Genomic DNA, 14,428 nt, shown 5'->3' with positions numbered 1-14,428 from the left:
ACGCCCTCGGCCCAGCCCGTGCCGTCCGCGCCCTCCGCGAACGCCTTGCACCGGCCGTCCGACGCAAGACCCCGCTGCTGCGAGAACTCCACGAACATGCCCGGACTCGCCATCACCGAGGCGCCGCCGGCCAGGGCGAGGTCGCACTCCCCCGACCGCACGGCCTGGGCGGCGAGGTGGAGGGCGACCAGGGACGAGGAGCAGGCGGTGTCGACCGTGACCGCCGGACCCTCCAGACCGAGCGCGTAGGAGATGCGGCCGGACATGACGCTGGCCGTGTTGCCGGTGAGCAGGTAGCCCTCGTAACCCTGGGCGTTCTCGTAGAGGCGCGGACCGTACTCCTGGGTCATGGCGCCGACGAAGACGCCGGTGCGGGAGCCCTTGAGCGAGTCCGCCGGAACCCCGGCCCGCTCCAGCGCCTCCCACGACGTTTCGAGCAGCAGGCGCTGCTGCGGGTCCATCGCCACCGCCTCACGCGGTGAGATGCCGAAGAACCCGGCGTCGAACTCGCCCGCGCTGTGGAGGAAGCCTCCCTCACGCACGTACGAACGCCCGGGAGTACCCGGCTCCGGGTCGAACAGGGACTCCACGTCCCAGCCCCGGTCCCCCGGGAACGGCGACACCGCGTCCGCCCCCGACGCCACCAACTCCCACAATCCCTCCGGCGAACCCACCCCACCCGGGAAACGGCACGCCATCCCCACGATCGCGACGGCGTCCTCGTCGTTCCGGCCGGGGACCGGCTGCTCGCGACGGGCCGGGGCCGGAGCCGGAGCCGTGGCGGCGGCCTCGGCGGCGGCGTCGCGGATCAGCCGGGCGACGGCCAGCGGGGTCGGGCAGTCGTAGATCAGGGTGGTGGGCAGGCGCAGGCCGGTCGCGGCCCGCAGCCGGTTGCGCAGCTCGATGCCGTTGACGGACTCGAAGCCCTGCTGCTTGAAGGTCTTCTCGGGTGCGATCGAGTCGCCGGTGGCCCGGCCGCGCACGGCGGCGGCGTGGACGCGCACCAGCTCCAGCACGTAATCGAGCTGTTCGGCCTCGGAACGGCCGCGCAGCTCACGGCTGAGCAGGGTCTCGTCGGCATCGGCCGCCGGTCCCTGCTCCTCCGCGCCGGTCTCGGTGAGCCAGTGGCGGGTGCGCTGGAAGGCGTACGTGGGCAGGTCGACCGTACGGGCCCCCGTGCCGTCGAAGAGGACCGACCAGTCGATGTCGACGCCCCGGACGAACAGCTCGGCGACCGAGGTCAGGAACCGCTCCAGGCCGCCTTCCTGGCGGCGCAGCGAGCCGCTGGTGAGCACGTCGAGGCCCACGGTGTCGGCGGTCTCGTGGATGCCGATGCCGAGGACGGGGTGGGCGCTGGACTCCACGAAGGTCCCGAAACCGTCGTCGAGCAGCAGCCGGACGGTGTCTTCGAAGCGGACGGTCCGGCGGAGGTTGCGGTACCAGTAGGAGGCGTCGAGGGTCGTGGTGTCGGCCAGTTCGCCGGTCACCGTGGAGTAGAAGGGGATCTCCGAGCGGCGCGGCTGGATCGGTCCCAGGACGTCGAGCAGTTCGGCTTCGATCCGCTCCACGTGCGCGGAGTGCGAGGCGTAGTCCACCGGCACCTGACGGGCCCGTATCTCCTCCGCCTGGTACGCGGCCACGATCTCCACGATCGCGTCGGCGTCACCGGCGACGACGGTGCTGGAGGGGCCGTTGAAGGCCGCGACACTCAGACGACCAGCCCATTCACCGGAAGCGAGGCGTTCCTCCACCCGTACGCGCGGCAGTGGAATCGACGCCATACCGCCCAGGCCGGCCAGCTCACGACCGATCACCCCGGCCCGCAGGGCCACGACACGGGCCGCGTCTTCCAGGGACAACGCCCCGGACACGGCGGCGGCGGCGATCTCGCCCTGCGAGTGACCGACCACCGCGTCCGGAATGACCCCGAGCGAACGCCACAGTTCCGCGAGCGAGACCATCACGGCCCACGTCACCGGCTGCACCACGTCCACCCGGTCGAGAGAAGCCCCGGTCCGCACCACCTCGACCACGTCGAAGTCCACGAACGGCGCCAGCGCCTCCGCACACTCCCGCAGACGCGCCGCGAACACTGGCGAGGTCTCCAACAACCCCGCACCCATCCCCGCCCACTGCGTCCCCTGCCCCGGGAACACCAGCACCCGGCGGCCCGTCTCGCCCGCGACCCCGTGGACGGCGGAGCGTTCCAGGCGGGTGAGGAGTTCCTCGCGGTCGCCGGCCAGGACCACGGCGCGGTGGCCGAAGACGGTGCGGGCGGCGGCCTGGGTCCAGGCGACGTCCAGGAGGTCGAGCTCCGGGCCGTGTTCGACGCGGGCGCTGAGCCGGGCGGCCTGGTCGCGCAGGCCCTCCGCGGTGCGGCCGGTGACGACGAGGGGGAGGACGGGCAGGGTGCGGGTGGCGGGTTCGGCCGGGTGCGGGGCCGGGGCCTGCTCCAGGACGAGGTGGGCGTTGGTGCCGCCCATGCCGAAGGAGGACACGCCGGCCCGGCGCGGCGCCCGGGTGCCACCGGCCCCCGCCTCCGCCTTCCCCTCCGCCTCCGCCTTCCCCGTTTCCTCCGCCGGCCAGGGCCGCAGCTCCGTCTGGACGGTGAGGTTCAGTTCGTCGAGCGGGATGTCGGGGTTCGGGGTGGCGTAGTTGAGGCTGGGCGGGAGTTCGCCCTCGCGGACGGCGAGCGCGGCCTTGAGGAGGCCGACGATGCCGGCGGCGCCTTCGAGGTGGCCGACGTTGGTCTTGGCGGAGCCGACGGCGAGCGGGGCGCCGGGGGTGCGGGCGGTGCCGAGGACGGCGCCGAGGGCGGCGGCCTCGACGGGGTCGCCGGCGCGGGTGCCGGTGCCGTGGAGTTCGACGTAGCGGACGTCCCCGGGGCGGACGCCGGCACGCGCGTACGCCTCGCGGAGGACGGCCTCCTGGGCGTCCTGGTGCGGGGTGGTCAGGCTGGGGCCGCCGCCGTCGTTGTTGACGGCGCCGCCCTTGACGACGCAGTGGACGCGGTCGCCGTCGGCGAGGGCCCGCCGCAGCGGCTTGAGGACGACGCAGACGCCGCCCTCTCCGCGTACGTAGCCGTTGGCGCGGGCGTCGAAGGTGTGGCAGCGCCCGTCCGGGGAGAGGGCGCCCATCAGCTCCATGGTGGTGGTGCTGTGGTCGGACAGGACGAGGTTGACGCCGGCGACAACGGCGAGGTCGCTCTCGCCCCGGCGCAGCCCCTCGCAGGCGAGGTGGACGGCGACGAGCGAGGAGGACTGGGCGGTGTCGACGGCCATGCTGGGGCCGCGCAGTCCGAGGTGGTACGAGAGCCGGTTGGCGGTCATGGCCCGGTGCAGGCCGGCCGCGCTGTAGCCGCCGGTGGCGCCGGCGCCGTGGGCGAGGGCCGCGTAGTCGTCGGAGGCGACGCCGACGTAGACGGCGGTGCGGGTGCCGGAGAGCCGGGCGGGGACGATCCCGGCGTGTTCCAGGGCCTCCCAGCCGAGTTCGAGCACGAGGCGCTGCTGCGGGTCGGTGGCGGCGGCCTGCGCGGGGCTCATGCCGAAGAATTCGGCGTCGAATTCCGCGTGGTTCTCCAGGGCGGCCCGCCAGGTGCCGTCCTCCTGCCGGGAGACGCTGTTCTCTCCGTTCCGGAGGAGGTTCCAGAATTCCTCGGGCGTGTCGGCTCCGGGAAGTCGGCACGCCATCCCCACGACGGCTATGTCGTTGTCGCCCACGAGCTTTTCACCGTTCTTGGGGGTCATCAATTCTCCATGGCCAGAGAGGAGGTGCGGAAAATCCACGAGCGGTTCGACGGGCCCGGCGGGAAAAGGGGCCGGGGCGGTCGGGGACGGAACTGCGTCACCAGGTGACGGGGAGCTCCACGAGTCCGCGGACGAGCATGTCCGGGTGCCAGGCGAGTTCGTCGGCAGGGACGGCGAGGCGCAGTCCGGGCAGGCGGGTGGTGAGGGCTTCCAGGGCGCACTGGAGTTCGGCGCGGGCCAGCGGGGCGCCGAGGCAGAAGTGGGGGCCCTGGCCGAAGGCGAGGTGCTGGTTGGGCTCGCGGTCGAGGACGACGCCGGCGGCGTCCGCGAAGACGGTCTCGTCGTGGTTGGCGGAGGCGAGGGAGTAGACGACGGCCTCGCCGGCGCGGATGGTCACGCCGCCGATCTCGACGTCCTCGGTGGCGACGCGGGTGGGTCCGACGCTGTTCCACAGCGGGACGACCCGCAGCAGCTCCTCCACGGCGGCGGGCACGAGTTCGGGGCGGGCGCGGAGGAGTTCGTAGCGGCCGCGGTCCTGGAGGAGGACGAGGACATGGCCGGCGATCTGGCTGGCGGTGGTCTCGTGGCCGCCGATGAGCATGCCGCCGGTGAGCATGAGGAGTTCGTTCTCGGTGAGGTGCTCGCCCTCGTCGTGGGCCTCCACGAGGGCGCTGAGCAGGTCGTCCTCGGGCCGCTCGCGCCGCTTGGCGACGTATCCGCGCAGGTAGTCGGCGTACTCCTCGGCCGCCTGGCCGACCTGTTCGTCGGTGTAGCGGCTGGCGGACATCAGGGCCTCGGTGAAGGTCCGGAAGACGTGCCGGTCCGCGTGGGGGATGCCGAGCATCTCGCAGATGACCGCGGTGGGCAGCGGCAGCGCCAGCTTCTCGACGAGGTCGGCGGGGCCGCCGTCGGCGATCAGGTCGTCGACGAGGGCGTGGGTGATCTCGGCGATGCGGGGGCGCATCGCGGCGACGCGGCGGGCGGTGAAGGCGCGGGAGACGAGCCGGCGCAGCCGGGCGTGGGCCTCGGGCGGCATGCCCATGAGGCCGACGGAGTCGAGTCCGCGGGGGGCGGCGCGGGGCACGTCCTTGTCGGCGCCCGCGTGCATGCTGAGCCGGGGGTCGGCCGAGGCCTTCTTGATGTCCGCGTGCCGGGTGAGGAGCCACGCCTCGCCGCCGTAGGGCATGCGGACCCGTGCCACGGGCTCGCCGGACCGGAGCTCGGCGTAGGCGGGGTCGAGCGCGAGGTCGACTCGGTCGCCGAACGGATACGTCCGGACGGATCCGGCGACGGCATGAGGGCAGGTCATGGCGGAATCTCCTCTGTACGCGGACCCTGACACCGAACAGCAGCACCGCGCCGCTGCCACCGGCGCGCTTTTCGATTGTGCCGAGCCGTCGCGAATCGGCCAGGAAATTCGAGCCGGTTCTTAGCGGTGTACGAGCGGTGTGCGACAGCGGTTCGAGCAGGGCGCGACAGGGCCGGGCGAGGCTGGAGAACCGCGTGCGACTGTGTCAGGTCGCCCCTTGCGCCGTGCAGGCGGGAGCCCTTAATTTCCCGTTGCATCGAAAAGCCGTATCCGTTTTGCTCGAAAGGCTGCTCCGATGGCGCATATCGCCTTCTTCATCCTCCCCGCGGCCGGTCACGTCAATCCGACGCTGTCCGTCGCGCGGGAGCTCGTCGCGCGCGGCCACCGGGTCACCTACGCCCTGTCCGAGAACTACGGCGAGCGGGTGCTCGCGACGGGGGCGGAGTTCGTCCCCTATCCGATGGACCAGGACCGGTTCCTGGCCACGATGGTGCCGCAGCAGGACTCCGCCGAGTACACGGACCAGCAGGAGTTCGTGAACATGATGAAGTGGATGCTGGAGCTCACCCGGCAGACGCTTCCGCGGTTCGAGGAGCACTTCGAGGCCGGGGGCCGGCCGGACGTGTTCGTGTGCGACCCGTCGTCCTTCTGGAGCGGCGCGATCCTGGCGGCGAAGTGGGGCGTGCCGGTCATCCGCAGCACGCCGACGTACGTGGCGAACGAGCACTGGTCGCTGCACCCGCCGGTCGACACGGCGGAGGAGCAGCAGCAGGACCCGGAGACCGGGGAGCTGTTCGGGGTCGTCGCCGGGCTGCTGGCGGAGCACGGCGTCGAGAAGAGCATCGGGGAGTTCGCGGAGGACGTGCACTCGGGTCCCGCCCTGGTCTACCTGCCGCGCGCGTTCCAGTACGCGGGCGAGACCTTCGGCGAGGAGGTCGCCTTCGTCGGCCCGTGCACGAGCGACAACAGCTTCCACGGCGACTGGGAGGCGCCCGGCACGGGCCGTCCGCTCGCGCTGATCAGCCTGGGCACCCTGTACAACAAGCAGCCGGAGTTCTTCCGCGCCTGCGTCGACGCCTTCGCGGGCCTGGACTGGGACGTGGTGATCGCACACGCCGGCGGGGTCGCGGAGGGCGGTCTCGGCGAGCTGCCGCCGAACGTGCGGGTGCACTCCTTCGTGCCGCAGGGCGCCGTGCTCAAGCACGCGTCCCTGATGATCAACCACGGTGGTACGAGCACGGTGCTCCAGGCCGTCTCCGAGGGCGTCCCGGTCGTCTCGGTGCCGCAGATGGCGGAGCTGCACGCGACCGCGACCCGGGTGGAGCAGCTGGGCGTGGGCGCCAAGATCCTGCGCAAGGACGTCTCCCCGGAGAAGGTCCGCGAGACCGTGCTCGCCCTGGCCGCCGACGGGTCGGTCGCCGAGCGGGTGGCGTGGCTGCGGCGGGAGATCGAGTCCGCGGGCGGTCCGGCCGCGGCCGCCGACGCGGTCGAGCGGCTCCTGGTGCCGGCGCCCGCCGCCGGCTGAGCCGCTCCGCACGCCTGTCCCGCTCCCGTCCCCGCCCTTCCAGACTTCTTGCCGAATCCCAGCTGAGGAAGCCGACATGACGACACAGATCGCCGAGGCCACGGAGACCGTGGCAGCGGACGCCGTGACCGTGGACACCCCGGAGACCGAGGAGGCGCCGCACCCGCTGGCGCAGCCGGCCGGGGCCGACGCCGAGGGGCTGCTCGCGTGGTTCGCGCGCTGCCGCGCCGAGGCCCCCGTCTTCTGGGACTCGACACGCTTCGCGTGGCAGGTGTTCTCGTACGAGGACTACAACACCGTCTCCACCAACCCGCAGCTCTTCTCCTCGGACTTCTCGCCGGTCTTCCCGGTGCCGGAGGAGCTGGCGCTGCTGATGGGTCCGGGGACCTTCGGCGGCATCGACCCGCCGAAGCACGGCCCGCTGCGCAAGCTGGTCAGCCAGGCGTTCACGCCGCGCCGGATGGCCGCGCTGGAGCCGCGCATCGCGGAGATCACCCGCAAGCTCCTCGACGACCTCGGCGACCGCACCGAGATCGACGCGGTGACGGACCTGGCGTACCCGCTGCCGGTGACGGTGATCGCCGAGCTGCTGGGCGTCCCGGCCTCGGACCAGGACCTGTTCCGCGAGTGGGTCGACGTCATCCTCAACAACGAGGGCATGGAGTACCCGAACCTGCCGGATGACTTCGCGGAGACGATGGGCCCCGCCATCAAGGAGTGGGCCGCGTACCTGTACGCGAAGATCGCCGAGAAGCGGGCCGAGCCGTCCGACGACCTGATGAGCGGGCTCATCGAGTCCGAGGTCGACGGCCGCCGCCTCACCGACGAGGAGATCGTCAACATCGTGGCGCTGCTGCTCACGGCGGGCCACATCTCCAGCGCGACGCTGCTGAGCAACCTGTTCATCGTGCTCGACCAGCACCCGGGGGCGCAGGCGGAGCTGCGGGCCGACCGCTCGCTGATCCCGGGCGCGGTGGAGGAGACGCTGCGCTACCGCAGCCCCTTCAACAACATCTTCCGGCTGCTGAAGGAGGACACCGACATCCTCGGCGTCCCGATGAAGGCCGGCCAGATGGTGACGGCGTGGAGCGCCTCGGCCAACCGCGACGCCGGGCAGTTCCCGGACCCGGACGTCTTCGACGTCCGCCGGACCGCGAACAAGCACATGGCCTTCGGGCACGGCATCCACCACTGCCTCGGCGCCTTCCTGGCCCGCATGGAGGCGAAGGTCTTCCTCGACCTGGCCTTCGACGCCTTCGCGTCGTTCGAGGTCCACCTCGACCGGGCGGAGTTCTACGAGGCGGATCAGCTGACCGCCCGTCACCTCCCCGTCTCCGTCGTCCGCGGCTGATCCAGCCGCGCCCGAGACACCGGCCGGACAGGGCAACCAGGGAGCGCGATCGCATGGCGGTGGGCATCACCACAGAACCGGAGGTGGGCAGGGTCAAGCCCTGCGCCCTCATCGAGTTGGAGCAGCACAACGACGCACGGGGCAACCTGTCCGTCGTCGAGTCCGAGTGGACGGCGGGCTTCCCGATCCAGCGGGTGTACTACCTGCACGACCTGGACACCGGCTCGTCGCGCGGCGGGCACGCGCACCGGGCGCTGGAGCAGCTCGTCATCGCCGTCCACGGCAGTTTCACCATCACCGTGGACGACGGGGTCAACCAGGCGGAGTACCGCCTCGACGACGCCGGCCGGGGCCTGTACATCGGGCCGATGGTGTGGCGGAACCTGAGCGACTTCTCACCGGACGCGGTCAGCGTGGTCCTGGCCTCGCTGCACTACGACGAGTCGGACTACTACCGCGACTACGACGAGTTCCTGCGGGACGCGCGGAGGGCACGGTGACGGCCCCGGCGCCGGAGCGCGCGGCCCGCGTCGCCTTCCACGACCTGCGGGACCTGCACGCCCTGGACGGCGTGCAGGCCGAGATCGACGCCGCCCTGCTGCGGGTGTCGCGCTCGGGGCGCTATCTGCTCGGTCCCGAGCTGGAGGCGTTCGAGGAGGAGTACGCCCGGTACTGCGAGAACGCGCACTGCGTGGGCGTCGGCAGCGGCCTGGACGCCCTGGAGCTGACGCTGCGGGCGCTGGGCGTCGGCGAGGGCGACGAGGTGGTCGTCCCCGGGCACACGTACATCGCGACCTGGCTCGCGGTGTCGGCGACGGGGGCCCGTCCCGTCCCGGTGGAGCCGGAGGCCGACTCGTACCTGATCGACCCCGACCGCCTCGCGGCCGCGATCACCCCGCGGACCAGGGCGGTCATGCCGGTGCACACCTACGGGCACCCGGTGGACCTCGACGCGGTCGAGGCCGTCACCGCGCCCCGGGGCATCCCGGTCGTGGAGGACGCGGCGCAGGCGCACGGGGCCCGCTACAAGGGCCGGCGGATCGGCTCGCGGTACGCGGCGGCGTTCAGCTTCTACCCGGGCAAGAACCTGGGCGCGCTGGGCGACGGCGGCGCCGTGGTCACCTCCGATCCGGAGCTGGCCGGGCGGATCCGGCTGCTGCGCAACTACGGCTCGCGCGTGAAGTACGAGCACGAGGTGTGCGGCACCAACTCCCGGCTCGACGAGGTGCAGGCGGCGGCGCTGCGGGCGAAGCTGCCGTACCTCGACGCGTGGAACGCGCGCCGGGACGCGGTGGCCGCGCGCTACGCCGAGGGCCTCTCCGGTCTGCCGGGGGTGGTCCCGCCGGCCGTCCGGTCCTGGGCCGAGCCCGTCTGGCACCAGTACGTGCTGCGCACCGCGCGCCGCGAGGAGCTGCGGCGGTCCCTGGCCGAGGCCGGGGTGGAGAGCCTGGTCCACTATCCGATCGCCGTCCACCGGTCCGGCGCCTACGCGGACGGCCCGTACCCGCCGCTGCCCCGCTCCGAGCGGCTGGCGGCGGAGGTGCTGAGCCTGCCCATGGGCCCGCAGCTGACCGCGCGGGACGCGGAGACCGTCGTCGAGGCGGTCCGTCACGCCACGGAGAACAGCCATGTCTGACGTCCCGAAGGCCCCGACCCTCTCGGCGCTCGGCGATCCCGCCTCCCGCCGTCCGATGAAGGGCATCATCCTGGCCGGCGGCAGCGGCACCCGGCTGCGCCCGCTGACCGGCGCGCTGTCCAAGCAGCTCCTGCCGGTGTACGACAAGCCGATGATCTACTACCCGCTGTCGGTGCTGATGCTGGCGGGCATCCGCGACATCCAGATCATCTCCGCCAAGGACCACCTGGAGATGTTCCGCGCGCTGCTCGGCGACGGCGGGCAGCTCGGCATCCGGCTGAGCTACGCGCAGCAGGAGGAGCCGCACGGCATCGCGGAGGCCTTCCTCATCGGCGAGGAGCACATCGGCGACAGCCGCGTGGCGCTGATCCTCGGGGACAACGTCTTCCACGGCCCCGGCTTCTCGCAGATGATCGCGCAGGCCGCGGCCCGCCTGGACGGCTGCGAGCTGTTCGGCTACCCGGTGAAGGACCCGCAGCGGTACGGGGTCGGCGAGATCGACTCCGACGGCGCCCTGCTCTCCCTGGTGGAGAAGCCGGTCAAGCCGCGCTCCAACCTGGCGATCACCGGCCTGTACCTGTACGACAACGACGTGGTGGACATCGCCCGGGGGCTGACGCCGTCGGCGCGCGGCGAGCTGGAGATCACCGACGTCAACCGCGCGTACCTGGCCCAGGGCCGGGCCCGGCTGAACACGCTGGGCCGCGGGTTCGCCTGGCTGGACATGGGGACCCACGACTCGCTCCTGCAGGCCGGGCAGTACGTGCAGCTGCTCGAACAGCGCCAGGGCGAGCGGATCGCCTGCGTGGAGGAGATCGCCCTGCGGATGGGCTTCATCGGCCCGGAGCAGTGCTTCGCCCTCGGCAGCGACCTGGGGGCCTCCAGCTACGGCGACTACGTGCGGGAGATCGCCCGCCGGACCGCCGCGGAGGGGCCGGCCGCCGACTCCTCGGCCGCCTGACCGCCCACCGAACCCACCGTCCCGCCCCCTTCCCCGGAAAGGCCTGTTGGAGATGCGCGTCCTGGTGACCGGAGGTGCGGGCTTCATCGGCTCGCACTTCGTCAGAGAACTGCTGTCCGGGGCCTATCCGGACCTCGACGGGTCGCGGGTGGTGGTCCTGGACGCCCTCACCTACGCGGGGAACCCCGCCAACCTCGACCCGGTCCGCGACCATCCGGACCTGGAGTTCGTCCACGGCGACATCTGCGACGCGGAGCTGGTCCGGCGGCTGACGGCCGGGACCGGCCTGGTGGTGCACTTCGCGGCCGAGTCGCACGTGGACCGCTCGATCGCCGACGCCTCGGAGTTCGTGCGCACCAACGTCCTCGGCACCCAGACCCTCCTCCAGGCGGCCGTCGACGCGGGCGTCGGACGGTTCGTGCACGTCTCCACGGACGAGGTGTACGGGTCGATCGACGCGGGCTCGTGGCCGGAGGAGCACCCGCTGCTGCCCAACTCGCCGTACGCGGCCTCCAAGGCCTCCTCGGACCTGATGGCGCTGGCCTTCCACCGCACCCACGGCCTGGAGGTGTGCGTGACGCGCTGCTCCAACAACTACGGGCCGTACCAGTTCCCGGAGAAGGCGATCCCGCTGTTCACCACCCGCCTGGTCGACGGGCTCGACGTGCCGCTCTACGGCGACGGCCTCAACAGCCGCGACTGGCTGCACGTCGACGACCACTGCCGGGGCATCGCCCTGGTCGCCGCGAAGGGCCGGGCCGGCGAGGTCTACAACATCGGCGGCGGCACCGAGCTGACCAACCTGGAGCTGGCGGAACGGCTCCTCGACCTGTGCGGCCGGGACCGGTCGGCGGTGCGGCGGGTCGCGGACCGGGCCGCGCACGACCGCCGCTACTCGGTGGACGTCTCCAAGATCTCCCGCGAGCTGGGCTACGCGCCCCGGGTGCCCTTCGCCGAGGGCCTGGCCGCCACGGTGGCCTGGTACCGGGAGAACCGCGCGTGGTGGGAGCCGCTGAAGGAGCGCGCCGCGCTCCCGGGCGCGAACGCCGCCGGGCGGGGCGCGGAGCGGTCGGCAGGTGCCCGTGCGCATTGACGAGACCGGCATCCCCGGCACGTACCGGCTGCTCCCGGAGCGGTTCGAGGACGAGCGCGGCCACTTCTACGAGGCCGCCAGGCCCGGCGAGCTGACGGCGGCGACCGGGCTGCCCTTCGAGGTCCGCCAGGTCAACAACTCCGTCTCGCGGCGCGGCGTCCTGCGCGGCATCCACTGCAACGACGTGCCCGCCGGCGCCGGGAAGCTGGTGACCTGCGTGCGGGGCGCGATCCTTGACGTGATGGTCGACCTCCGCGAGGGGTCGCCGACCTTCGGCCGGCACGCCGTGAACCGGCTGGACGCCGAGGACGGCGTCGCCCTCTTCATGTCCGGCGGCATCGGCCACGCCTTCCTCTCCCTGGCGGACGGCACCTGCGTCAACTACCTGCTGTCCGCCGAGTACGTGCCCGGGGCCATGGTCGACCTGGACGCGCTCGACCCCGAACTCGGCCTGCCGTGGGACCTCGCGGAGCCGCCCGTGCGCTCCGCGAAGGACGCGGCGGCGCCCTCCCTCGCCGAGGTGGTGGCCTCCGGCCGGCTGCCCCGGTACGCACCCGCGGACGGGGAGCTGATCCGGTCGTGACCGTTCCCGCCACCCGGGGCGCCGCCGCCCCGTCCTCCCCGTCCGGCGTGTGGCTGCGCCGCTACCGGCCCGTCGCCGACCCGGCCGTGCGGCTGGTGTGCTTCCCGCACGCCGGCGGCTCGGCCACCGCCTACCTGGGCCTGGCCGCCGGTCTCGCCGGCGCCGGCGTCGAGGTGCTCGCGGTGCAGTACCCGGGCCGCCAGGACCGGCGCGGGGAGCCCTTCGTGAGGACCGTCGACGCCCTGGTCGAGGCGGTGCTGCCGGAGCTGCGCGAGTGGACCGGCGGCCCCTTCGCCCTGTTCGGGCACAGCCTGGGCGGCACCCTCGCGTACGAGACCGCGCGCCGGCTGACCGCACTCGGCGAGAAGCCCGTCCACCTGTTCGTCTCGGGCCGCCGGGCGCCCACCGTGCCGCGCACGGACACCGCCCACCTGCTCGACGACCGGGCCCTGATCGCCCGGATCGCCGCGTTGCAGGGCACCGACCCCGAGCTGCTGCGGGACGAGGAGCTGCTGCGGATGGTGCTGCCGGCGCTCCGCAACGACTACGGGATGGCGGGCTCCTACCGGCACCTCGTCGGAACGCCGCTGTCCGTGCCGCTGACGGTGCTCACCGGGGACGCCGACCCCAACGTGTCCGTCGACGACGCGCGGCGCTGGTCCGAGGTGGCCGGGGGGCTGGTGGAGCTGCACGTGCTCCCCGGCGGGCACTTCTTCCTCGACGAGCACCCGGAGAACGTCCGCCACATCATCGAGGAGGCGCTGGACCATGTCCGCTGACACCCTGGCCCGGGCCGCAGACCGTGCGGACACCGCGCGCCGCCTGCTGGTGTCGGCCCGCACCCCCGACAGCGCGGCCATGCCCGTGGACCGGGTGCCGGGCTGGCTGGCCGAGCGGACCCGCGCGGGCCGCTTCCGGGTCACCCGGGTGCCGTTCGCCGCGCTGCGCGGCTGGTCCTTCGACGGCGACGGCGACCTGCGCCACGAGTCGGGCCGCTTCTTCGCCGTGGAGGGCCTGCACGTCACCGCGGACGGGCTGCCGGAGCGGGGCTGGAAACAGCCGATCATCGTGCAGCCGGAGGTCGGCCTGCTCGGCATCGTCGCCAAGGAGATCGACGGCGTCCTGCACTTCCTGATGCAGGCCAAGATGGAGCCGGGCAACATCAACACCCTCCAGCTCTCCCCCACCGTGCAGGCCACCCGCAGCAACTTCACCGGCGTCCACCAGGGGCGCGGCATCCCGTTCCTCGACCTGTTCCTGGAGCGCGGCCGGGCACGGGTCCTCGTGGACGTCCTCCAGTCCGAGCAGGCCGACTGGTTCCTCGCCAAGCGCAACCGCAACATGATCGTCGAGGTCGACGGGGACACCGACATCGGGGAGACCGGCGACACCTTCCGCTGGCTGACCTTCGGTCAGCTGCTGCGGCTGCTGCGGCTGGACAACGTGGTCAACATGGACACCCGCTCCATCCTGGCCTGCCTGCCCACGGTCGGCGCCGAACCGGACGGCACGGCCTCCGACCCCGTCCTGCGCTCCTTCCACGACGCGTCCGCGCCCTCGGTGCACGACACGTCCGAGGTGCTGAGCTGGCTCACCGGCATCCGGGCGCTGCGCGAGCTGGTCCAGCGCCGGGTGCCGCTCGCCGAGGTCGCCGAGGACGGCTGGACGTTCACGGACGAGGAGATCGCGCACTCCGGCGGACGCCGGTTCCGGGTGATCGGGGCCGACGTCTCGGCCAGCAACCGCGAGGTCGCCTCCTGGACCCAGCCGCTGATCCAGCCCCAGGTGCCGGGCCTGATGGCCCTGGTCGTCAAGCGGATCGGCGGCGTCCTGCACGCCCTGGTGCAGGCCCGCGTCGACGTCGGACACCTGAACGTGGCCGAGCTGGCGCCGACCGTGCACTGCCGGCCGGCCGACCACACGGGCCCGGGGACCGACCCGTACCCGCCCTTCCTCGCCGACGTCCTCACCGCCCCGAAGGAGCGGTTCCGCTACGACGCGGTGCAGTCCGAGGAGGGCGGTCGCTTCTACCACGCGGAGAACCGGTACGCGATCGTCGAGGTGCCCGGGGAGTTCCGCGAGGACGTGCCCGGGGACTACGCCTGGCTGACCTTCGCCCAGCTCACCGAGCTGATGGCGCACGGCAACTACCTCAACGTCGAGCTGCGCACGCTTGTCGTCTGCGCCCACACCCTGTACTGAGCACCGACCGCCGCCCCTCCCC

General features: G+C 72.8%; 11 protein-coding genes. 9 read left to right on the top strand and 2 right to left on the bottom strand.

The genetic code is table 11. The features are described 5' to 3' along the window. Both AB0398_RS32300 and AB0398_RS32295 read right to left on the bottom strand, forming a co-directional pair. Window positions 1-3,746 (bottom strand): beta-ketoacyl synthase N-terminal-like domain-containing protein (locus tag AB0398_RS32300; protein WP_366379226.1); only part of this gene is annotated, 3,746 nt, incomplete at its 3' end. Window positions 3,747-3,843: 97 nt separating this feature from the next. After that, entirely contained in the window at window positions 3,844-5,055 is a 1,212-nt protein-coding gene (locus AB0398_RS32295; RefSeq protein WP_366379225.1) for a cytochrome P450, read from the bottom strand. Window positions 5,056-5,350: 295 nt separating this feature from the next. On the opposite strand from AB0398_RS32295, the gene AB0398_RS32290 reads away from it, so the two are divergent. The 9 genes from AB0398_RS32290 (at window position 5,351) to AB0398_RS32250 (ending at window position 14,406) form a co-directional block, all read left to right on the top strand. After that, window positions 5,351-6,580, top strand: coding sequence for a macrolide family glycosyltransferase (locus AB0398_RS32290; RefSeq protein ID WP_366379224.1), 1,230 nt, complete (start codon window positions 5,351-5,353; stop codon window positions 6,578-6,580). 76 nt (window positions 6,581-6,656) lie between these two features. Continuing rightward, window positions 6,657-7,931, top strand: coding sequence for a cytochrome P450 (locus tag AB0398_RS32285; RefSeq protein WP_366379223.1), 1,275 nt, complete (start codon window positions 6,657-6,659; stop codon window positions 7,929-7,931). Window positions 7,932-7,984: 53 nt separating this feature from the next. Then, window positions 7,985-8,431, top strand: a complete 447-nt coding sequence (locus AB0398_RS32280; protein WP_366379222.1) for an FdtA/QdtA family cupin domain-containing protein — start codon at window positions 7,985-7,987, stop codon at window positions 8,429-8,431. Beyond that, a complete protein-coding gene (locus AB0398_RS32275) occupies window positions 8,428-9,567 on the top strand; it encodes a DegT/DnrJ/EryC1/StrS family aminotransferase (protein ID WP_366379221.1) in 1,140 nt (379 codons plus the stop codon). The genes AB0398_RS32280 and AB0398_RS32275 overlap by 4 nt, the downstream gene beginning before the upstream one ends. A gap of 55 nt (window positions 9,568-9,622) precedes the next feature. After that, window positions 9,623-10,528 carry a glucose-1-phosphate thymidylyltransferase RfbA gene (gene rfbA / locus AB0398_RS32270; RefSeq protein ID WP_366379228.1) on the top strand — a complete coding sequence of 302 codons (906 nt, stop codon included), beginning with the start codon at window positions 9,623-9,625 and terminating at the stop codon, window positions 10,526-10,528. A 52-nt stretch (window positions 10,529-10,580) separates the two neighbouring features. Then, a complete protein-coding gene (gene rfbB, locus AB0398_RS32265) occupies window positions 10,581-11,621 on the top strand; it encodes a dTDP-glucose 4,6-dehydratase (RefSeq protein ID WP_366379227.1) in 1,041 nt (346 codons plus the stop codon). Beyond that, window positions 11,611-12,204, top strand: a complete 594-nt coding sequence (gene rfbC / locus AB0398_RS32260; RefSeq protein WP_366379220.1) for a dTDP-4-dehydrorhamnose 3,5-epimerase — start codon at window positions 11,611-11,613, stop codon at window positions 12,202-12,204. The genes rfbB and rfbC overlap by 11 nt, the downstream gene beginning before the upstream one ends. Continuing rightward, window positions 12,201-12,983, top strand: a complete 783-nt coding sequence (locus AB0398_RS32255) for an alpha/beta fold hydrolase (protein WP_366379219.1) — start codon at window positions 12,201-12,203, stop codon at window positions 12,981-12,983. The genes rfbC and AB0398_RS32255 overlap by 4 nt, the downstream gene beginning before the upstream one ends. Further along, window positions 12,973-14,406 (top strand): NDP-hexose 2,3-dehydratase family protein, encoded by a 1,434-nt coding sequence (locus AB0398_RS32250; RefSeq protein WP_366379218.1) that lies wholly within the window; start codon window positions 12,973-12,975, stop codon window positions 14,404-14,406. Before AB0398_RS32255 ends, AB0398_RS32250 begins: the two co-directional genes overlap by 11 nt. Window positions 14,407-14,428: the final 22 nt, after the last annotated feature.

Origin of the sequence: Streptomyces sp. NPDC086147, assembly GCF_040702165.1 — a bacterium.
In the GTDB taxonomy this organism is placed as follows: domain Bacteria; phylum Actinomycetota; class Actinomycetes; order Streptomycetales; family Streptomycetaceae; genus Streptomyces.
This window is presented reverse-complemented; position numbering and strand designations above follow the sequence as displayed.